The organism is Ruegeria sp. C12 (assembly GCF_056537745.1).
In genome coordinates, this window is the sequence record NZ_JBQFSA010000001.1 from 185,237 (window position 1) to 205,372 (window position 20,136).

21 protein-coding genes are annotated in these 20,136 nt (G+C 59.9%); 10 read left to right on the forward strand and 11 right to left on the reverse strand.

Annotation, left to right across the window (positions count from 1 at the left end):
• Positions 1-56: 56 nt before the first annotated feature.
• The 3 genes from ACR0C9_RS00825 to ACR0C9_RS00835 form a co-directional block, all read right to left on the reverse strand.
• A complete protein-coding gene (locus ACR0C9_RS00825) occupies positions 57-932 on the reverse strand; it encodes a TIGR01459 family HAD-type hydrolase (protein WP_480780165.1) in 876 nt (291 codons plus the stop codon).
• Positions 933-1,173: 241 nt separating this feature from the next.
• Positions 1,174-2,094, reverse strand: coding sequence for a manganese-dependent inorganic pyrophosphatase (locus ACR0C9_RS00830; RefSeq protein WP_170521686.1), 921 nt, complete (start codon positions 2,092-2,094; stop codon positions 1,174-1,176).
• Between the two features lie 106 nt (positions 2,095-2,200).
• On the reverse strand, positions 2,201-3,181 hold the full coding sequence (locus ACR0C9_RS00835) for a TraB/GumN family protein (protein ID WP_480780166.1): 981 nt from the start codon (positions 3,179-3,181) through the stop codon (positions 2,201-2,203).
• Between the two features lie 113 nt (positions 3,182-3,294).
• On the opposite strand from ACR0C9_RS00835, the gene ACR0C9_RS00840 reads away from it, so the two are divergent.
• The 6 genes from ACR0C9_RS00840 (at position 3,295) to ACR0C9_RS00865 (ending at position 9,085) form a co-directional block, all read left to right on the forward strand.
• Positions 3,295-3,969 (forward strand): DUF2161 domain-containing phosphodiesterase, encoded by a 675-nt coding sequence (locus ACR0C9_RS00840; RefSeq protein WP_480780167.1) that lies wholly within the window; start codon positions 3,295-3,297, stop codon positions 3,967-3,969.
• Positions 3,970-4,121: 152 nt separating this feature from the next.
• Positions 4,122-4,409, forward strand: coding sequence for a co-chaperone GroES (groES, locus tag ACR0C9_RS00845; protein ID WP_170352338.1), 288 nt, complete (start codon positions 4,122-4,124; stop codon positions 4,407-4,409).
• Between the two features lie 53 nt (positions 4,410-4,462).
• On the forward strand, positions 4,463-6,106 hold the full coding sequence (gene groL / locus ACR0C9_RS00850) for a chaperonin GroEL (protein WP_480780168.1): 1,644 nt from the start codon (positions 4,463-4,465) through the stop codon (positions 6,104-6,106).
• A 176-nt stretch (positions 6,107-6,282) separates the two neighbouring features.
• Complete coding sequence (locus ACR0C9_RS00855; protein WP_170452674.1) at positions 6,283-7,125, forward strand: DMT family transporter; 843 nt, start codon at positions 6,283-6,285, stop codon at positions 7,123-7,125.
• Positions 7,126-7,163: 38 nt separating this feature from the next.
• A complete protein-coding gene (locus tag ACR0C9_RS00860; protein ID WP_170452672.1) occupies positions 7,164-7,937 on the forward strand; it encodes an alpha/beta fold hydrolase in 774 nt (257 codons plus the stop codon).
• A complete protein-coding gene (locus tag ACR0C9_RS00865; protein WP_170521694.1) occupies positions 7,934-9,085 on the forward strand; it encodes an alpha-D-ribose 1-methylphosphonate 5-triphosphate diphosphatase in 1,152 nt (383 codons plus the stop codon). The genes ACR0C9_RS00860 and ACR0C9_RS00865 overlap by 4 nt, the downstream gene beginning before the upstream one ends.
• Before the next feature lie 64 nt (positions 9,086-9,149).
• On the opposite strand, the gene ACR0C9_RS00870 is transcribed toward ACR0C9_RS00865, so the two are convergent.
• The 4 genes from ACR0C9_RS00870 to ACR0C9_RS00885 form a co-directional block, all read right to left on the reverse strand.
• Positions 9,150-10,220 carry a 5-(carboxyamino)imidazole ribonucleotide synthase gene (locus tag ACR0C9_RS00870; RefSeq protein WP_170521696.1) on the reverse strand — a complete coding sequence of 357 codons (1,071 nt, stop codon included), beginning with the start codon at positions 10,218-10,220 and terminating at the stop codon, positions 9,150-9,152.
• Between the two features lie 2 nt (positions 10,221-10,222).
• Entirely contained in the window at positions 10,223-10,978 is a 756-nt protein-coding gene (locus tag ACR0C9_RS00875; RefSeq protein WP_170521698.1) for an NAD(P)-binding domain-containing protein, read from the reverse strand.
• On the reverse strand, positions 10,975-11,460 hold the full coding sequence (purE, locus tag ACR0C9_RS00880; protein ID WP_170452665.1) for a 5-(carboxyamino)imidazole ribonucleotide mutase: 486 nt from the start codon (positions 11,458-11,460) through the stop codon (positions 10,975-10,977). The genes ACR0C9_RS00875 and purE overlap by 4 nt, the downstream gene beginning before the upstream one ends.
• 64 nt (positions 11,461-11,524) lie before the next feature.
• Entirely contained in the window at positions 11,525-11,749 is a 225-nt protein-coding gene (locus ACR0C9_RS00885) for a DUF465 domain-containing protein (protein ID WP_170453145.1), read from the reverse strand.
• 163 nt (positions 11,750-11,912) lie between these two features.
• On the opposite strand from ACR0C9_RS00885, the gene ACR0C9_RS00890 reads away from it, so the two are divergent.
• The 3 genes from ACR0C9_RS00890 (at position 11,913) to ACR0C9_RS00900 (ending at position 13,534) form a co-directional block, all read left to right on the forward strand.
• Positions 11,913-12,326, forward strand: a complete 414-nt coding sequence (locus ACR0C9_RS00890; RefSeq protein WP_058275530.1) for an Hsp20 family protein — start codon at positions 11,913-11,915, stop codon at positions 12,324-12,326.
• A gap of 5 nt (positions 12,327-12,331) precedes the next feature.
• Positions 12,332-12,556: a DUF1150 family protein gene (locus ACR0C9_RS00895; RefSeq protein ID WP_050604806.1), complete on the forward strand. Its 225-nt coding sequence runs from the start codon at positions 12,332-12,334 to the stop codon at positions 12,554-12,556.
• A gap of 102 nt (positions 12,557-12,658) precedes the next feature.
• Positions 12,659-13,534, forward strand: coding sequence for a PhzF family phenazine biosynthesis protein (locus ACR0C9_RS00900; RefSeq protein WP_480780169.1), 876 nt, complete (start codon positions 12,659-12,661; stop codon positions 13,532-13,534).
• Between the two features lie 86 nt (positions 13,535-13,620).
• On the opposite strand, the gene ACR0C9_RS00905 is transcribed toward ACR0C9_RS00900, so the two are convergent.
• From ACR0C9_RS00905 to trxB, 3 genes are all read right to left on the reverse strand, one after another.
• On the reverse strand, positions 13,621-15,339 hold the full coding sequence (locus ACR0C9_RS00905; protein ID WP_170452661.1) for a bifunctional sulfate adenylyltransferase/adenylylsulfate kinase: 1,719 nt from the start codon (positions 15,337-15,339) through the stop codon (positions 13,621-13,623).
• Positions 15,340-15,536: 197 nt separating this feature from the next.
• Positions 15,537-17,228: an adenylate/guanylate cyclase domain-containing protein gene (locus tag ACR0C9_RS00910; protein ID WP_480780170.1), complete on the reverse strand. Its 1,692-nt coding sequence runs from the start codon at positions 17,226-17,228 to the stop codon at positions 15,537-15,539.
• A gap of 129 nt (positions 17,229-17,357) precedes the next feature.
• Positions 17,358-18,299, reverse strand: coding sequence for a thioredoxin-disulfide reductase (trxB, locus tag ACR0C9_RS00915; RefSeq protein ID WP_170452657.1), 942 nt, complete (start codon positions 18,297-18,299; stop codon positions 17,358-17,360).
• A gap of 215 nt (positions 18,300-18,514) precedes the next feature.
• Between trxB and ACR0C9_RS00920 the strand changes: the two genes are divergently transcribed.
• Positions 18,515-19,015 (forward strand): Lrp/AsnC family transcriptional regulator, encoded by a 501-nt coding sequence (locus ACR0C9_RS00920; RefSeq protein WP_170452655.1) that lies wholly within the window; start codon positions 18,515-18,517, stop codon positions 19,013-19,015.
• Positions 19,016-19,131: 116 nt separating this feature from the next.
• Here the strand turns inward: ACR0C9_RS00920 and ACR0C9_RS00925 are convergent, their stop codons facing one another.
• On the reverse strand, positions 19,132-19,914 hold the full coding sequence (locus ACR0C9_RS00925) for a Hint domain-containing protein (protein WP_480780171.1): 783 nt from the start codon (positions 19,912-19,914) through the stop codon (positions 19,132-19,134).
• Positions 19,915-20,136 lie beyond the last annotated feature (222 nt).

Consider the following 20,136-nt stretch of genomic DNA (forward strand, 5'->3'; position numbering starts at 1 on the left):
GGCCTAGGTTGGCAACTTTATTACTTCGCAACTGCAGAAAATCAAGTCAAAAATGACTATCGCAAGCGACCGATTGTATATGTCGGGTTGATCTTTTCCCTTTGGATATAGTCAGTTAGAGAATCAGCGTGCGGATGGTGCGACGTTTTTGTTTCCGCTGCCGCCAACCCGCCCGAGATGAACAGGGTATCGATTCCCTCTCCCATCCCGCCAAGGATGTCGGTGTGGGGGCCATCTCCAATGGCAAGGATGTCAGAGTCGGCAACATCCGCGCCCAATTCCTGAAGGCGGCGGCGGGCCAGATCGTAGATGGGCGGGTGGGGCTTGCCGAAATACAGGCTCTCGCCACCCATCTCGGTGTAAAGCTTTGCCAGAGCCCCCGCGCACCACTCACGCACCTCGCCCCGGTCAACAACGATGTCGGGATTCGCACAGAGCAGCTTCATGCCCATCTGCTTGGCGTACAGGAAATCGGGGCGGTTCACATCGGGGTCCGCCATCGGATCGAAAGGTCCACAGCAGACGATGCCCTCAGCCTCTTTCAGCGGAACACGTTCGATGTGGATGGGGTGGTGCAGCAGCTTCAGCGGCTCAAAGAACCCCGCATCCCGCTGCCATTCCCCCATGAAATACACCTTGTGCCCGACCGCGCCGCGGAACATGGCGGACCGGGCTGAATCTCCGCTGGTTGCGATCGTGTCATAGGCATTAGCAGGCACGTTGAACTGGGTCAGCTGCGATGCAACCCCGGCGCGCGGTTTGGGAGAGTTTGTTACCAATACAACCAACCCGCCAGCGGCGCGGTAGGCCTGCAACGCTGCCACCGCTTCGGGATAGGCGGTGATACCGTTGTGAACGCAGCCCCAGAGATCGACAAAAAGCGCCTTATATCGGTCGGAGATCTCGGTCAGAGAGGAGATAATCTGGGTCATTGGGTCTCTTTCGGCGATGAACTGCGGCTGCCAAGCCTATGGCAGAGCTTGACGGGTTTTGCCAGAGGGGGCTCTGCCCCCGCCGCCCGTGCCGGGCGTCTCCCCCGGAATATTTCGGGCCAGATGAAGCAAGGGATCCGTTCTTCATCTGGCCAAAAATATCTCGGAGCGCGAGGCAGAGCCTCGCAAAAAAGAAAAAGGCGCCCAGTTCGGACGCCTTTCACACGGGTATGGCAGAGGATCAGACCTTCAGGTTCGGGATGATCTGTTTCTTGCGGCTCATGATGCCGGGCAGGACAACGGCGTCGCCCTCAACCGATGCACCAAAGCTTTTCTCGGCAACGGTTTTGACCAGATCGTTCGGGACCAGCAAGGTGGCCTCTTCGTTAAGGATGTCGACGACGAACAAAAGCACCTGATCAACACCGTCTTCCTTTGCCACATCGACCATGGATGCAGCCAGGCTGTCTTTGCGGTCCAGCACAACGCCCGGCGCGGTGGTTTCCAGGACAGAAACGCGGAACTTGGTGCCGTCGACCTCGTATTCCTTGCTGTCCATGCGGATCAATTCGGCGTCCGAGAACGAGGATACGTCCGACTTCGCCGCAAACATATCAGCCGCATAGGCCGAGACGTCCAGACCCAGTTCAGCCGCCAACTTCTCGGCCACGGCGCGGTCATGCGCGGTGGTGGTGGGCGAGCGGAATTCCAGCGTGTCCGACAAGATGCAGGTCAGCGCCGCGCCTTTGACGGCCTCGGGCATCTTGGCGGCATCGTCGCCCATCAGGTCAACCATGATGGTTGCCGTGCAGGCCAGCGGGCGCACGGTGATGTCGATCGGGCCTTTGGTTTCCAGCCCGCCGACCAGCTTGTGGTGGTCGATGATGGCGCGAATGTCGGCGCTGTTGACACTCGCGGGCAGTTCCGCCGGGTTGTTGGTGTCCACGATAACAACCGGCGCGTCGGCCTCGACATCGTCGATGATGCGCGGCTTGGGTAGGTCCCAGCGTTGCAGCATAAAGGCCGCTTCGGTGTTGGGTTCGCCCAGCAGAACGGGCTCGGCCTGTTCGCCTTTCACTTCGTTCAGGTACCACGACCACAGGATCGGAGAACCGGTCGAGTCTGTGTCGGGAGATTTGTGGCCAAATACGAGGGTTGTCATGTCAGCTATCCTGAGGATTGGAAATTTGCGCGCCTTATAGGGCGCAAGGCACCGCTTGTCACCCGGTTGCGGCCTGCTGCGACTGTTGGTCTGCTATGCGTCTGGGTCAGAACGGCGCGCGGGTCAGGGTATACCCTTCCTGTTCCAGCAAGGCGAGAAGACCAAAGTCATCGCTGAGATGCCCGGCACCCACGGCGATGACGGCGGTTTGATCCTGAATGGCCAGAATATGCCTCATCCAATTCGCGTTGCGGGTCACCAGCAGTTTTTGTTCGAACTGGTCCCATTCCGCGTTGTATTCGGTTTCCGACAGGCCCGAGGCCTCAAACCCCTGCAACCGCGCCAGTTGCAGGATCTGGGCGTGCTGTTCCTCCAGATAGGCATTGGCCATGGTGGTCAGATGATTGGCGTCGCTTTGCATCGCCCCGGCCAGTCGCACCAACGAGTCTACCTGCTGATCCAGCGGCAGATCGTCGAACATGGTCATCAGGTCTTCGATCCGTTCCAGCGAGTGCTGGGGGATGCCGTTGGCCTCGGCCAGATCTGTCAGACGCGCGTCCATGCCGTATTTCGCGTCGGGGTTCTGCATCAGGCAGGGCGGAATGCCCAGCATCATGCTCAGAAACCAGGGCCGCATCTTGGCAGCCATCCAGCTTGGAATGCCCCGTTCCGTCAGCGACCCTGACAGGGCGGCCCAATCCTCGGCACTCATCAGATCAATCAATGTGGGCCCCGAAGTGATCATTACCGGGCTCAGGTCCTTGGCCAATCCCTGCTCAAACGTGTTCATCTCGGCCTGAGTGACCTCGAAATAGAAGGCGTCGGCCTGGCTCAGGGTTGGCGCCAACCGCTCGACCACCGCATCCATGCGCGCGTCGTTTGTGTGCAATGTGCCGATCAGATGCAGCGTGGTGTCGCCCTTGCGGGCGATCCAGTGGTTGCCTTCCGGATAGGGGATGTCAGCCAGTGCCTGATGCAGTTCCGAGCGGTCCGCTTCGGACATAAGCGGGCGCAGATCATGCCCCTCACACGCGGCGTTGGCCGTCATGGGGAGTAGCAGAAAACCGAACAGGGCCAACAGACGCATGGATGAACCTCAGAGATTTGTCAGGCGGGACGACCAAGGATGTAGTCATGCAAATGCAGCATATTCAAGGCAACCCGTCTGGCATTTCAGGCCAAAACGCATAGCATGGGCGCATGGAGCGCGAGCAGGATCTTTACCCCCCGATCAAGGCATTGTTGGAGGGGCAGGGCTATACCGTCAAAGGTGAGGTCGGCGCAGCCGATATTGTCGCCATGCGCGACGGGTCCGAGCCGGTAATCGTCGAGTTGAAACTGCGGTTCTCACTGGCCTTGTTCCATCAGGCTGTCGCGCGGCTTCGGATCAGCGATCAGGTATATCTGGGGGTCAGTAAGCCCACGGGGCGCACGGCCCGGCGTGCCTTGCGGGACAATCTGGCCCTGTGCCGCAGGTTGGGGCTGGGCCTGATCACTGTTCGCAAGGATGGGGTTGTCGAGGTTCAGTGCGATCCCGGCCCGTATGCGCCGCGCAAGAACAAAGCCAAGGCCGCGCGGATGTTGCGCGAATTTGACCGGTTGGAAGGGGATCCAAACACGGGTGGTGCAACCCGCCATGGGATCGTTACGGCCTATCGGCAGGATGCGCTGAAATGCGCCGCCCACCTGGCGGAACATGGTGCCACCAAGGGGGCTGTGGTCGCATCGGCCACCGGCGTGCCCGCCGCCACCCGCTTGATGCGCGAAAACCATTACGGCTGGTTCGACAAGGTCGAAAAAGGCGTCTATGCGTTGTCGGATGCAGGGTCCGAGGGCCTGAAACACTGGGCTTACAGTTGGGAACAGGCTGACTGATCCTTTGTGGCAAAAAATCCGTATCGGCTTGTTGACTCGGGGTTTCAGACCCCCTAGCTATGCGTCGTTATCACTCACACACCCCGAGTGCTAACGCCTCACCAGCCGGTGAGGGGAGGATAGATAAACTTTGAGCCCAAGGAGCTGCAAAGATGGCATTGAAACCGCTTCATGACCGTGTGCTGGTTCGCCGTACAGAAAGCGAAGAGAAAACCGCAGGCGGCCTGATCATTCCTGACAGCGCAAAAGAAAAGCCCAGCGAAGGCGAAGTCGTCGCAACCGGCGAAGGCGCGCGCAAGGACAGCGGCGAGCTGATCGCGATGGCTGTGAAAGCTGGCGACAAGATCCTGTTCGGCAAATGGTCGGGCACCGAGGTTCAGGTCGACGGCGAAGAGCTGCTGATGATGAAAGAGAGCGACATCATGGGGATCATCGAGTAAGCGCACGCTTCCTCTGATCTTCATTTCCAACCTATTTCTCAAGGAGAAACGACATGGCTGCAAAGGACGTCAAGTTCGACACCGATGCCCGTAACCGCATGCTGGCAGGCGTGAACATCCTGGCCGACGCTGTCAAAGTGACCCTGGGCCCCAAAGGCCGCAACGTGGTTCTGGACAAATCCTTCGGCGCACCGCGCATCACCAAAGACGGTGTTTCGGTTGCCAAGGAAATCGAACTGGAAGACAAGTTCGAAAACATGGGCGCGCAGATGGTGAAAGAAGTCGCCAGCCGCACCAATGACGAAGCCGGCGACGGCACCACCACAGCAACCGTTCTGGCACAGGCCATCGTTCGCGAAGGTCTGAAGCAGGTTGCAGCTGGCCTGAACCCGATGGACCTGAAGCGCGGCATCGACCTGGCAACTGCCAAGGTTGTTGCGGGCATCAAAGACGCGTCGCGTGAAGTCAAAGACTCGGCAGAAGTTGCTCAGGTTGGCACCATCTCGGCCAACGGCGAAGCCGAGATTGGCCAGCAGATCGCGGATGCGATGCAGAAGGTTGGCAACGAAGGCGTTATCACCGTCGAAGAAAACAAAGGTCTGGAAACCGAGACCGATGTTGTCGAAGGTATGCAGTTCGACCGTGGCTACCTGTCGCCCTACTTCGTCACCAACGCAGACAAGATGATCGCAGAGCTCGACGACTGCATGATCCTGCTGCACGAAAAGAAACTGTCCTCGCTGCAGCCGATGGTTCCGCTGCTGGAGCAGGTGATCCAGTCGCAGAAGCCGCTGCTGATCATTGCCGAGGATGTTGAAGGCGAAGCGCTGGCAACTCTGGTTGTCAACAAACTGCGCGGCGGACTGAAAATTGCTGCTGTCAAAGCACCGGGCTTTGGTGATCGCCGCAAGGCCATGCTGCAGGACATCGCGATCCTGACCGGCGGTCAGGTGATCTCGGAAGATCTGGGCATGAAGCTCGAGTCCGTCACCATGGACATGCTGGGCACCGCCAAGAAAATCGAAATCTCCAAAGACGAAACCACCATCGTCGACGGTGCAGGCGAGAAAGCCGAGATCGAAGCCCGCGTTGGCCAGATCCGCACTCAGATCGAAGAAACCACCAGCGACTACGACCGTGAGAAGCTGCAAGAGCGTGTTGCCAAACTGGCAGGCGGTGTTGCCGTGATCCGCGTCGGCGGCATGACCGAAGTCGAAGTGAAAGAGCGTAAGGACCGTGTGGACGATGCTCTGAACGCGACCCGCGCTGCGGTGCAGGAAGGCGTTGTCGTAGGCGGTGGTGTTGCTCTGGTTCAGGCCGGTAAAGCACTGGAAGCTTTGGAAGGTGCAAACGCTGACCAGAACGCGGGTATCAACATCGTTCGCAAGGCCATCGAAGCGCCGCTGCGCCAGATCGCTGAAAACGCAGGTGTTGACGGTGCGGTTGTTGCTGGCAAGGTCCGTGAATCGTCGGACGCTGCATTTGGCTTCAACGCTCAGACCGAAGAATATGGCGACATGTTCTCGTTCGGCGTGATCGACCCGGCCAAAGTTGTCCGCACCGCTCTGGAAGATGCGGCATCGGTTGCTGGCCTGCTGGTCACCACCGAAGCAATGGTTGCCGACAAGCCTGCCAAAGAAGGCGCAGCACCCGGTGGCGGCATGCCCGACATGGGCGGCATGGGCGGCATGATGTAAGACGTCGTCTTTTTGGAAGACTGAGTTATGGGGTCGCCTTCGGGCGGCCCCGTTTCGTTTTGAATAGCCGCTGCGCGGCTATGCCTCCGGCGGAGGTATTTTTGAACAGAAGAAGATTTGGGTCGGCTGAGGCAATGTGAGTGTGCAAACCCAGCGGAACCGGCTATGCGGTTGGAATGAGATTGCTTCTGCTGACCGCCCTGACCATGTGCGCCTTTGCGGCGAACTCGATCCTGAACCGGCTGGCGATTGACAGCGGCGCCAGTGACCCGGCCAGCTTCGCAGTGTTTCGGGTGATGTCCGGTGCGGCGGTTCTGTGGGCGTTGGTACTGCTGCGCGGCGTCGCACTACCGCTGCGTTCGCGCAGGCGGATTGTGGGGGCTGGATCGTTGTCCCTCTATATGATCGGGTTTTCGCTGGCCTATTTGACCCTCGACGCGGGTCTGGGCGCGTTGATCCTGTTTGCGGTTGTGCAGATTACCATGTTTGCCGTCGGCGCAATCATGGGGGCGACGCCGACCATGCGGCAGGTCGCAGGGGCCGGGATTGCGTTGGCGGGTCTGACCTATGTGCTGTGGCCCAGCGGTTCGGTTCACGTCGATGCGCTGGGCGCGGGGCTGATGGTTGCGGCCGGGTTGGGCTGGGCGGTGTATTCCTTGGCAGGACGGTCCGAACCGGACGCGCTGGCAGGCACGGCTGCGAACTTTGTGGTTGCCTTGCCGATCACAGGGCTGGTGCTGGTCGGTATGGGTGGCAATTGGCAAATGACCGGTTTGGGGTATCTGCTGGCCGCGTTGTCTGGGGGCGTGACATCGGGCCTGGGCTATGCGCTTTGGTACCGTGTGCTGCCGCAGCTTTCCCCGTCGGTTGCGGCGGTGGTTCAACTCAGCGTGCCGGTGATCGCCATCGTCGGAGGTGTTGTCTTGTTGGGCGAGGTTGCTGGCCCGCGCCTGGTGGCAGGGACAGCTTTGGTTCTGGGCGGAATCGCCCTGGCCGTTCTGCGCCGGACCCGAGGGTAGGTCTTTCCACAGCTTCAGATCGGCGCTATTGGGCGGGTATGAGACTTCTGTGCGCCCTGATTTTCCTGTGTCTGCCTGCCGCGGCAAGTGCGAAATGCGTGATCCTGCTGCATGGGCTGGCACGGACCGAGGCGTCATTTTCGGTGATGGAGCAGCTGTTCAAGGCCCATGATTATACGGTCGTTCGGCCCGGATACCCGTCGACCGACATGGGCATACCCGAACTGGCCGAACAAACCCTGCCGGACGCGTTTGCGGCCTGTGGTGAGGACGAGGCCAACGTTGTGGCGCATTCGATGGGCGGCATCTTGTTGCGCTATTGGTTGCAGGACAACCATCCCGAAAACATGGGTCGCGCAGTCATGCTGGGCCCGCCCAATCAGGGCAGCCAACTGGTCGACGAACTCAGTGCGTGGGAAGTGTTCGGCTATCTGAACGGCCCCGCCGGATTGCAACTGGGAACGGGTCCGGAAGGCATCCCGCGCAAACTGCCTGCCGTGGATTTCGATCTGGGCGTGATCGCGGGCGAGAATTCTCTGAACCCTTTGTTCTCATCGCTGATCGACGGTCCCGATGATGGCAAAGTGTCGGTTGAGACAACGAAGGTCGACGGCATGGCAGATCACATCGTTTTGCCGGTCACGCATACCTTCATGATGAACAACCCACGCGTCATGGCGCAGGCGCTGCATTTCATCGAATTCGGACAGTTTGATCCGCAAATCACGTGGCTCGACAGCGTGCTCGACGTCATCGAAGAAATCTGTATCGGCGAAGATTGTTCCGAGCCTGACTCGGAACCGACGCGATGACCCGCCTAAACCTTACGCTGACCGGCGCAGAGGTGCTGTTGCCGCAAGAGGGTCTGTCTCGCGCGCCGCTTTCGATCGCCGACGGGCAGGTGCAGGAAACGCAGGTCGGGCGCGAGGTTGACCTGTCCGGCTATCTCGTTCTGCCGGGGATCATCGACCTTCACGGCGACGGATTCGAACGCCACATCGCCCCGCGTCGTGGTGCGATGAAGCAGATGAACGAAGGCATCCTGTCCGTCGAGGCCGAACTGGCCGCAAACGGAATCACGACCGCCGTACTGGCCCAGTTCTACAGCTGGGAAGGCGGCGTGCGGGGGCCGGAGTTCGCGGGGCAGGTGTTTGAGGCGATCCGGGCCGTCAAAACCGACACGGTCACCGATCTGATCCCGCAATTGCGGTTCGAGACCAATATGCTCGACGATTACGCTGGTATGGCCCGGCGCATCGCCGATTGGCAGGTCCCTTACGTGGTGTTCAACGACCACTTGCCACATGACCGGCTGGCCCAGGGCAAAAAGCCGCCGCGCCTGACCGGGCAGGCGTTGAAAGCCGGACGCAATCCTGACGCGCATTTCGAACTGCTTCTCGACATGCACGCGCGCCGGGGTGACGTTCCCGCAGCGGTTGAGGCGCTCAGCGCCGAGCTCTCGGAAATGGGTGTTCGTCTGGGCAGCCATGACGACGCAACCGCCGAGACCCGTGCCTGGTGGCGGGATCAGGGTGCCCTGATCGCCGAGTTTCCGGAAACGCTGGAGGCGGCCGAGGCCGCGCGCCTGGCCGGTGATCACGTCATACTCGGGTCGCCGAACGTTGTGCGCGGTGGGTCGCACAAAGGGAATGCAAGCGCGGTCGAACTTGTCGCGATGGGCCTTTGCGACGCTCTGGCGTCGGACTACCACTATCCCAGCCCCCGCCGTGCCGCGCTGATGCTGGCCAAGTCCGGCGTTCTGGATTTGGCAAGCGCGTGGGGCCTGATCTCGTCCGGTCCCGCAAGTGTTCTTGGCCTGACGGATCGCGGCACGCTTGAACCGGGCAAACGCGCCGATCTGGTCATTCTGGACGCGCAAACCTACCGTGTCGCTGCGACGCTGGCGGCAGGGCGCGTCAGCTACATGTCCGGAGATATCGCGGCCCGGTTCATCACCTGATCCCGGCCCGCCTTCTTCTGTTCAAAAATACCTCCGCCGGAGGCATCGCGCGTCAGCGCGATTTTCAGCCCCGAACGATCCGGTTGAAATGACCCATCTTGCGGCCCGGCTTGACCTCGGCCTTGCCATACAGATGCAGGGCGACATCCCGTTCCTGCGCCAATTCAGGTACGCGGTCCATGTCGTCGCCGATCAGGTTCTCCATCACCACGTCCGAATGACGTTGACCATCACCCAGAGGCCAGCCAGCTACTGCCCGGATATGCTGTTCAAACTGATCCACGGCGCAGCCATTCTGCGTCCAGTGGCCCGAGTTGTGGACGCGCGGGGCGATTTCATTCACGATCAAACCCTCTGGCGTCACAAACAGCTCGACACCCATCACGCCGACATAGTCCAACGCGTTCAGAATATTGGCCGCCAGAAGGATCGCGTCGCTGCGTTGCGCAGGCCGCAGACGGGCAGGGATGGTCGTTGTACGCAGAATGCCATCGCGATGGACATTTTCGCCCGGATCGAAACAGGCCACCTGACCGTCCAGACCGCGCGCCGCGATGATTGATACCTCGTGGCTGAAATTGACGAAGCCTTCCAGAATCGCAGGTGCTCCGGCCATGTCGGCCAAAGCCGCCTCGGCATCCTCCGGCGTGCTCAAGCGCGCCTGTCCTTTGCCGTCATAGCCGAACCGGCGGGTTTTCAGGATGGCAGGCGCGCCGATCTGGTCAATCGCGGCCTCAAGGCTGGCCATAACTGTGATGTCCGCAAATGGCGCAGTGTTCAGGCCCAGATCCTGAAGAAATGTCTTTTCGGTCAGACGATCCTGACTGACCCGCAGCGCCTCGCGTCCGGGGCGAATGGGGCGGTGGGCTTCCAGAATGTCCAAAGCTTCGGTGGGGATGTTTTCGAATTCATAAGTGATGACATCGACCGAATCCGCGAAGGCCTTCAGCGCCTCGGCATCGTCATAGGCCGCCGTTGTCACCCGATCTGCGACCTGTCCCGCAGGCGGGTTTGCGCCGGGCTCATAGATATGGCTGACAAAGCCCAGCCGTGCCGCCGCAACCGACAGCATCCGGCCCAATTGACCACCGCCCAGAATTCCAATCGTCGCGCCGGGGGCGAGCATCTTTGTCATCGTCAGGTCTCCAACCGTTTGCCAATCGCCGCCAGGGCCGCGTTCAGCGCGTCATGTGCTTTGCCCGACCGCAAACTCTCGGTCATTTGCAGGCTTAGCGTTCCATCGGTGGCCAGCGCATCTCGTTCGGCCGCCAGTCGCCCCGCTTTGCCCTTTTCCATCGCGGAAAGAAAGCCCGAGAACAGCTGTGTCGCATAAAATTCCGCACCGTCTGCGTCGCCGGTTTGACCGGCCAGCCATTCTGACCCGGTTGCCATCAGATCCAGCAGGCCCGGCACCATGGCGCAAATCGCGAAATGGGCGTTCAGGGCGGCCTCGGATTCGACCTTGATCACGGGGTTTTCCGGCTCGAACAGATCGGCCAGAAGGCGATCATTGCCCAATGCAGCCAGAGGGCACCCGCCGGTTTCCAGAAAGCCCAGAGGAATGGTTTGAACAAAACCCTTCGCAGGCGCGCAAAGTTCGGCCAGTTGATCCGAAGGGACTGCAGCCATGACCGACACGATTTGCTGATCGGCGCGGAACGTCAGCGGGGTCAGAATGTCGGCGGCCACATGCGGGCGCAGGCACAGAAAGACGATCTCAGAAGCGTCAATGACGGTTTGCGGGTCCGTGACGGTTACGCCCAGTTCCGATTTCAGTTTCGCCGAGACCTCAGCGTTGCGTTGGGTGACCCAGATGTCATGCCCCTTGGCTGCCAGAAAACGCACCATCGGCGCTGCGATGTGCCCGGTTCCGACAAAGCCGATGCGGCTCATCCCTCGGGCTCTTGAGCGATTGAGGCCGACAGGGCCGCGCGCCACGCATCCAGCCGTTCAGCCAAAGCGTCATCCTGCAGGGCCAGAATTCCGGCAGCCATCAGCCCCGCATTTGCGCCGCCAGCGGACCCGATGGCCATGGTGGCAACAGGAAACCCCTTGGGCATCTGCACGATGGAATAAAGCGAATCGACGCCGGACAAGGCCCGCGTCTGCACCGGAACACCGATCACCGGCACGCGGGTTTTCGACGCCATCATGCCCGGCAGATGTGCCGCACCGCCTGCACCGGCAATAATCACGCTCAGACCACGTTCAACGGCGGTTTTGCCATAGTCCCAAAGACGGTCCGGTGTGCGATGGGCCGACACGATGCGCTTTTCATAAGCCACACCCAGCTCGTCCAGAATATCGGCAGCTTCTTTCATCGTGGGCCAGTCCGACTGGCTGCCCATGATGATCCCGACCTTGACGTTACCCATCCGCTAAATCCCCGCCCGTTTGCAGAGCGCGCACTATATCCAAATCCGCCTTCGTGGCAATGCGTTAGGCGATGATGTCCGGGGTCAGGCGATCCTCGATCAGACGGATAATGTCTTTCAGCCGCAATTTCTGCTTTTTCAACCGTTTGATCGTCAGTTGATCCGCCGTTCCGGTGGATTGCAGCGCCTCGATGGCTTCGTCCAGATCACGGTGCTGTCGTCGGAAAACCTCAAGCTCAACCCGCAGAACGTCATCTGTTTTCATCGAAAGGTCGGTGGGCGCGTTCATTGGCGACTCGGGCTGGTTGTGGTGCGTCATCAACAAGATAGTGTGTCAGACGTTATCGCGCCAGACCTTGTGGACATCCTGGTTTCTTCCCATATTCTATTATGCGCGGTTGCCGGAACGGGGCCGCACAACACGTCGCTTTGGCAATAAAGGACGAGAAAACGTGTCAAAACTTACTCTTGGCTCATACCCGCATCTTTTGGGGTTCGAGCAATTGGAACGCCTTCTGGAACGGTCTGCAAAGGCTGGTAATGAAGGGTATCCGCCCTACAACATCGAACAGACCTCAGACTTTTCGTACCGCATCACTCTGGCGGTGGCCGGGTTCGCGGAAGAGGATCTGTCGATCACGATCGAGGATCGCCAACTGGTGATCCGGGGCCGTCAACGCGACGACAGCGAGGGGCGCATATTCCTGCACCGTGGCATCGCGGCGCGTCAGTTTCAGCGCATGTTCGTGCTGGCAGACGGTGTCGAGGTCGGTGAGGCGATCATGGAAAACGGTCTGCTGCATGTGGATTTGACCCGCGCCGTGCCGGAAACCGTGGTTCAGACAATCAACATACGGAAGGGGTAAGAGCAATGAATACACCGATTGAGATCAACACCGAAGGCGACCGTATCGTTTATGTCAAAACGGTTGAGGTGGCCGATCTACCGCGTGATCTGCGCGATCAGGCAGGCGATCTGGATCAGCTTTATGCGGTCCATGACTCGGATGGCCAGCAATTGGCGCTGGTGGCCGACCGCAAGCTGGCCTTTGTGCTGGCCCGACAGCATGACCTGTCCCCGGTGGCCGTTCACTGAACGGCCCCGTCACGCCCGATTGGGCGTGACATTCCCAGCGACACGCGCGACACATGACCACAGGCGGATGCCGCCGCATCATCTGTGTCAGGGAGTTTTCGCATGAGCTGGTTTGACTTCGATTGGGTAGACGCGTTCAGCGCCCGGGCCTTTGGCGGTAACGGCTGTGCCGTGGTGCACGAAGGCGCGGAACTGCCCGAGAATGTGTGCATGGCCTATGTCCGGGAAACCTCGCTGGTAGAATGCACCTTTACCGGCCCGTCCGAGGTGGCCGATATTCGCGTCCGGTACTTTCTGGCCAGCCGTGAGATTCCCTTTGCCGGGCATCCGACAATTGCGACAGTTGCCGCGATGCGGTCGCGCGGGATGATTTCGGGCGATGCGCTGACCCTGGAAACCGGGGCCGGGATTGTGTCGATCCGGTTGATCGGGGACCAGATCGAAATGACGCAAGTCGCGCCGCAGTTCGGCGTACATGTTCCAGCGGAATTGGTGGCCTCGGCCATCAGCCTGCCGGAAAGCGCCATTATCTCGCCGCCGCAACTGGTTTCCACCGGGTTGCCGTTCTGTATCACGGTCCTGCGCGATCACGATGCCCTGCGCGCGGCACGGCTGGATGAAGGGCCATTGCGAGAAGTAGCCGCCGCCGCTGGCTATTCGGGCTCGGATATGGCGGAACCGTTTCTGGTGACGCTGCAAGGCGCGACATCTGCGGGGGACACGTTCTCGCGCCTGTTGCTGACACCGCCCAGCCCGCCCGAGGATCCGTTCACCGGATCAGCAACCGGCGCGATGGCGGCTTATATTTGGAAATACGGCTTGATGGGCAAGGACAGTTTCATTGCCGAACAAGGCCACGATATGGGCCGTCCCGGACAGGCGACTGTAACCTGTGTTGGACCACCTGACGCCATGACCGGGATTAAGGTCGCAGGGTGCGGCCATATCCTGATGCGCGGGCAGGTCGATTTGGGCTAAGGCTCAACGAAACTTGGCTCGGTGACAGTTTGGAAACAAAAAAGCCCCCGGCGAACCGGGGGCTTTTCATTCAGTATGCCTTTAGATCAGGTCGCGGCGATCAGACCCATGCTTTCCAGCTTCAACAAAACCTGATGGGCGCAGTTGTCCACATCCACATTCTCGGTCTCGACCGTCAGCTCGGGGTTCTGGGGCACGTCGTAGGGGTCTGAAATGCCGGTGAATTCCTTGATCTTGCCCTCACGCGCCAGTTTATACAGGCCCTTGCGGTCGCGCCGTTCGCATTCCTCGATGCTGGTGGCCACGTGAACCTCGCAGAAAGCACCGAACTGCTCGACATCTTCGCGCACCGCGCGACGGGTGGTGGCGTAGGGCGCAATCGGAGCACAAATGGCGATACCACCGTTCTTGGTGATCTCGGACGCGACATAGCCGATGCGGCGGATGTTCAGGTCGCGATGCTCTTTCGAGAAACCAAGCTCGGATGACAGGTTCTTACGAACGATGTCCCCATCCAGCAGCGTGACCGGGCGGCCACCCATCTCCATCAGCTTGACCATAAGCGCGTTGGCGATGGTGGATTTGCCCGAGCCCGAAAAGCCGGTGAAGAACACGGTAAAGCCCTGCTGGCTGCGCGGCGGCTTGGTCTTGCGCAGCTCGGCCACAACCTCAGGGAAGCTGAACCATTCCGGAATTTCCAGCCCTTCAGCCAGACGGCGGCGCAGTTCGGTGCCTGAGATGTTCAGGATCGTGACGTTATCCTTGTCGGCGATCTCGTCATTCGGTTCGTACTGGGCGCGTTCCTGCACATAGACCATGTGTTTGAAGTCGACCATTTCGACGCCGATTTCATCCTGGAACTGACGGAACAGGTCCTGTGCATCATAGGGACCATAGAAATCCTCACCGGCGGAATTCTTGCCGGGGCCAGCATGGTCGCGGCCGACGATGAAATGGGTGCAGCCGTGGTTGGCGCGGATCAGGCCGTGCCAGACCGCCTCGCGCGGGCCAGCCATGCGCATCGCCAGATTCAGCAGCGACATCGAGGTGGTGGATGCGGGGTATTTGTCCAGCACCGCCTCATAGCAGCGGACGCGGGTAAAGTGGTCCACATCGCCCGGTTTGGTCATGCCGACAACCGGGTGAATCAACAGGTTGGCCTGCGCTTCCTTGGCGGCGCGGAAGGTCAGTTCCTGATGTGCACGGTGCAGCGGGTTGCGGGTTTGGAACGCAACGATGCGACGCCAGCCCAGCTTGCGGAAATAGGCGCGCAGCTCGTTCGGGGTGTCGCGGCGGGCGCGGAAATCATAGTGCACCGGTTGCTGGATGCCGACAACGGGACCACCCAGATAGACCTTACCGGCGACGTTGTGCAGATAGTTCACCGCAGGGTGCGCGTCGTCATCGGCGCCAAACACCTTTTCAGCCTCGCGTGCCTTGTCCGGCGTCCAGCGGTCGGTCACGGTCATGGTGCCCAGAATAACGCCTTCCTGATCGCGCAGGGCAATATCCTGACCCAGCTCGATGTTGTCTGCAAAATCCTCGCTGACGTCCAGCGTGATTGGCATCGGCCACAGGGTGCCATCGGCCAGACGCATATTCTCGACGACGTTGTCGTAATCGGCCTCGGACAGGAACCCTTTCAGCGGGTTGAACCCGCCGTTCATCAGCAATTCCAGATCGCAGATTTGCCGCGGGCTCAGATCCCAGCTGGTCAGGTCGGCGGCGTCGACCTTCAGTTTTTGTGCCGATTCGTAAGACACATACAATTCAGGGATCGGGGCCAGATTACTTAACATCGTCATCAGAATACTCTTGTCGCAGTGTTGGATTGCCGGTGATTCTCGGTCTTTTGAGGGCGCGTTTGCCCCGACTTTTGCCCGAAGTCCACAAGCGGTCGTGAAACAAAGGACGATATGCGCTGATTTCCTCCGAAATGGAAGGATTTTCCATATGCTACGTCGGATTGCGACCGCGGTTCCGGGCCAAATGCGATTTTGGGTCAGCCAGAGTATGCCTGTTCTTGTGTCGCCGATGTCTCGCGCAGGTCGGCGGCACGGGTGACCGGCAGCGCCGGTACGGGTTGGCTGACGCCGCGCAACTGGAACAGGCGGATGCGGTCGGGGTTGATTGTCAGATCAGCCGCTTGCAGCAACTCGTCCGACACCAACAACTCGACACCCAGCGCCTTGGTTTCGCTTTCCAGGCGGCTGGCGACGTTGACAGCATCGCCGATAATCGTTTGCGAGGCATGGCCCGCTGCGCCGATCTCACCCAACACCAGATCGCCCAGATGCAAGCCCATGCCGATGCGGATGCCGGGGCTGCCTTCAGCCTTTAGCCGTTGATTGAAACTGTCCAGCGCTAGGCCGATCTCTATCGCCGCCCGCAACCCGGCCTTCGCTGACGCCGCCGCGTCGGGCTTGTTGAACACCGCAAGCAAGCCATCGCCCATGTATTTGTCGACAATGCCGCCTGCGTCAGTAATGGCTGGAACGATTGCATCGAAAAACCGGTTCAACAGAAAGACGATGTCATAGGGCAATTGGCCGGTCGTGCGGGCCGTGAACCCGCGCATGTCCAAAAACAGAACGGCCAGTTGCCGTTCCTGCCCTTGGCTTGCATGGCCCCGATTGCGCCCACCATCGGGGCGAAACACGCGAAAGACGGTCAGCGGCTCGGTCGGGCGAATCTGGCACGCCAGCCGCGTTTGCGCAGAGGCCCCTACCGCTGCCAGACTGCGGGCCTCGACATCGCTGGGGGCCTCAAGCTGGGTGCCGCCCTCTTCGACAATGACGCGGCAGGTGGTGCACCGCCCCTTGCCGCCACACAGCGCGGTGTGGGGAATGCCATTGGCTTGCGAGATTTCCAGCAAGGTCATGCCCTTTTCTGCGACGACCTCGGGTCCACGTGCATATTTGATGCGAACCGAATGCCTGCGACGCCAAAGCTTGCGCCCGACAAAGATGGCCCCGCAAGCGCCCAGAGTGATCAGAAAGGCCAGAACCGCGTTATCCTTGACCGTGAACATGGTCTGGAAGGCTTCGGGTGAGGGCCAGTTGTAATGCTCGATATATTGCTGTCGCAGAAACTCATCCGCGAAATCGGCCCAGATGCGCCGGCCCTCGGTCAGAACGCCCGCCAGCGCGAACGACGGAACAAAGACCGCAACGCCGATCAGGTAGGGCACGGTCTTCGACCACCACGACGTCAGGCGCAGCCACATGTGCAGCCCGATGCAACCATGGACCCATACAATCAACAGCAGCAGGCTTTGCATCCAGACTGCCGAGCTGGGCCACATCAGGATGATGATATAGCCCATCTCATCATTGACGCCGTAAATCTCGTGGGCGACGCGCGTGTGAATGATGTGGGAAATCAGTTGCAGCGGGATCAGCAGGCCCAGCACGATCTGCAACGCGGTGCTGAGCGGCATCCTGAGCGTTCTGCGCTGGGCGATCGAGGCCAGCGACAACCCCGCATGCACGATCAGCGCCGCATAGAGCAAGACGCTGACGACATCATGCCGTGTGACCGCTTTTCGGCCATCCTGCATCCCGTGCAGATAGTCGGTGTGAAACAGGCCCAGACCGATATTGATGAAGTGGAAGAAGGCAAAGACGAACAGAACCAGACCGCTGCCGATCCTGAGCCGGGTTGCCCACCCGCCGCGCCAGAGTGCGTTGTCCAATGCCAGTACCCGCAAATGCTTCGTCAGGGCCGAGTGTGCGGGGCCGCCCGGCAAGGGTCAAGCCGACCTGCATAGGTGCGGGAAAAACGGCCAAGGGTGTGGGGTTCAGCCACACCCCTGGCCCCAGACTTATTCCTGTTCCGCCAGAAAACGTTCCGCATCCAGCGCGGCCATGCAGCCCATTCCGGCGCTGGTCACGGCCTGACGATAGATGTGGTCGGTCAGGTCGCCCGCCGCAAACACGCCCGGTACGGACGTTTCGGTCGAGCCCGGCTTGGTCACGACATAGCCGCCCATATGGGTGTCCAACGTGTCCTTGACCAACTCGTTCGCGGGCGCGTGGCCGATGGCGACGAAGACGCCTTTGCAGGGGATCTCGGTGATCTCGCCGGTCTTGACGTTTTTCACGCGGACACCCTCGACGCCTAAAGGTGCATCGGTGCCAACCACTTCTTCCAGTTGGTGAAACCACAGCGGCTCGATCTTTTCGTTCTTTAACAGGCGATCCTGTAGGATCTTTTCGGCCCGCAATTCGTCACGGCGGTGGATCAGCGTCACCTTGCTGGCGAAGTTGGTCAGGAACAGCGCCTCTTCCACGGCGGTGTTGCCGCCGCCGATCACAACGATCTCTTGCCCGCGATAGAAGAACCCGTCGCAGGTGGCGCAGGCCGAAACGCCGAAGCCTTTGAATTTCTCTTCCGACGGCAGGCCCAGCCACTTGGCGCGCGCGCCTGTCGCCAGAATGACGGCATCGGCCGTGTATGTGGTCCCGCTGTCACCCTTGGCGGTGAAGGGGCGCTGGCTGAGATCCAGATCGTTGATGATATCGCCGATCACCTCGCAGCCCATCGCCTTGACGTGGTCCTGCATGCGCACCATCAGATCGGGGCCCTGAACCTCGGTATCGCCGGGCCAGTTTTCAACCTCGGTCGTGGTGGTCAACTGCCCGCCGGGCTCGATTCCCTGCACCAGAATGGGCTCCAGCATCGCCCGGCTGGCATAGACGCCTGCGGTATATCCTGCCGGTCCAGATCCGATGATCAGAACCTTGGTGTGTCGTGTGTCGGCCATTGTACCCCCGCTCGAACTGCCTGAATTGGGCCGTTTGCCCGTCGCCCCGATATAGCGACGCGGGGGCAGGGCTTAAAGCCCTTTCCTGTCCGGGCTCATTTTCCCAGGCGCGGGCAAATTCGCGACCCGTCACAGAATAATATTGCGCCCCTGCGAAACATTATTGCGCACTCGGTGGGTGCTGATATAAGAACCGAAAAAATCAGGAGCATTTTATGGTCACGACGCGGCTGGATGAGATTGATCGTAAGATTCTGGCAGAGTTGCAGGCAGACGGTCGCATGACCAATGTCGAACTGGCCAAACGCGTCGGGATTTCGGCCCCGCCCTGTTTGCGCCGTGTGCGCACGCTGGAGGAATCCGGCTATATCACCGGATACCACGCCGAAGTCAGCGCGCGCGAACTGGGGTTTGAGGTGCAGGTTTTTGCAATGGTCGGTCTGGACAGTCAGGCCGAAGCCGAGCTGCGCGCCTTTGAAGACCGGTGCCGTGAATGGCCATTGGTCCGTGAATGCCACATGCTGAATGGCGAGGTAGATTTCATTCTGAAATGCGTGGCCCCCGATCTCAGCAACTTTCAGCAGTTCTTGACCGGAGAGTTGCTGACCACGCCGAACGTGGCCAGCGTTAAAACGTCGCTTGTTATCCGCGGCGCAAAAGACGAACCAGGCGTGCCATTCGACGTTCTGGAAGAACGCATGAACCGGACGGCGTGAACCGCATCTGATTCTGATGTGTTTGACAGGGCGGCAGCATGGCTGCGACCGCCAAGGATACAATCCAACTTAGTAATATCTGCATAATGCCCCCAGGATGCAGTAATCGTTAACGTTTACGCAGTGATCGCGTCCACCTCTCCGTCTCCGGCGCGCGGCATCAGCAACGGGCCAAAATCGCTCGGCGATTCGATATGCGCGAACAGGTTCAGGTAAATCGACCGCAAGGAATGGCTGATCATCCGAACCGCGTTTACTCCTGGGTGATAGGTTTCGAACTGTAAACCATCAACCCGAATGACCGAATGTTTTCTGAGGCAAATGTGAAACAGTTCCACCGGAGTCGGCGGCATTGTTTCAATCACGCTCATCCCATCCTGAAATTCCGCAATTGGCGTCAAAACCGGCGCGTCGCCATGCAGGTGTCGCAAATGCGCAGGTGTCCCCAGCAAACGCGCCGCCGGGCCTGCGATAACGCCTGACATCGGCTTTTGCATTCCAAACGTGTCGGCCATGATTCGCGTCAGAGGTCGTGTGCGCCCCCGCGAATCCTCGCGTCCGGGGATCAGAGTAACTGACCCTTTCCAAACGATGGTTTCCGATGTGCCATCCTGCGTCAGGACCGTATCCCCCGGCAACAGATCTTCGATTGCCATCGGTCCTTGTTCTGTCTCGACCAGCGAGCCGCGCGAAAAGGCGCAAAACGCGTCTTCGAACATGGGCAGAGCTGGTGCGATGTGGCGTGTCTGCGCGATATCCCCGTTATCGAGCAGCGTGCAAACCTCGTATCGGCGCAGTTGCGCCTTGGGTTTGGCGGTTGGTCTTGGAGCCTCGCGCAATAAAGCCGACGTTTCGACGGCGTTTCTGGCTGCGCGGGCCAGTGAATTAGGAATAGTCATTAATATTCCTTCCCCTCTAATCTCCGAACAGACGGGGCGTACCCCCGTGCAGGCCCGCCTGACGGAACAGTTCTTTGCCTTGAAATGAATGAGAGACCTTTGGGCACCCGAAATCGCAGTGCACAGCGAGAAAAACGTCGCATTCCATTGGTCAACACATTGACCCCCCAGACAAACTCGTACTTTGCAGGCTGAAATTGCCCGCACACACACCCCTGAACC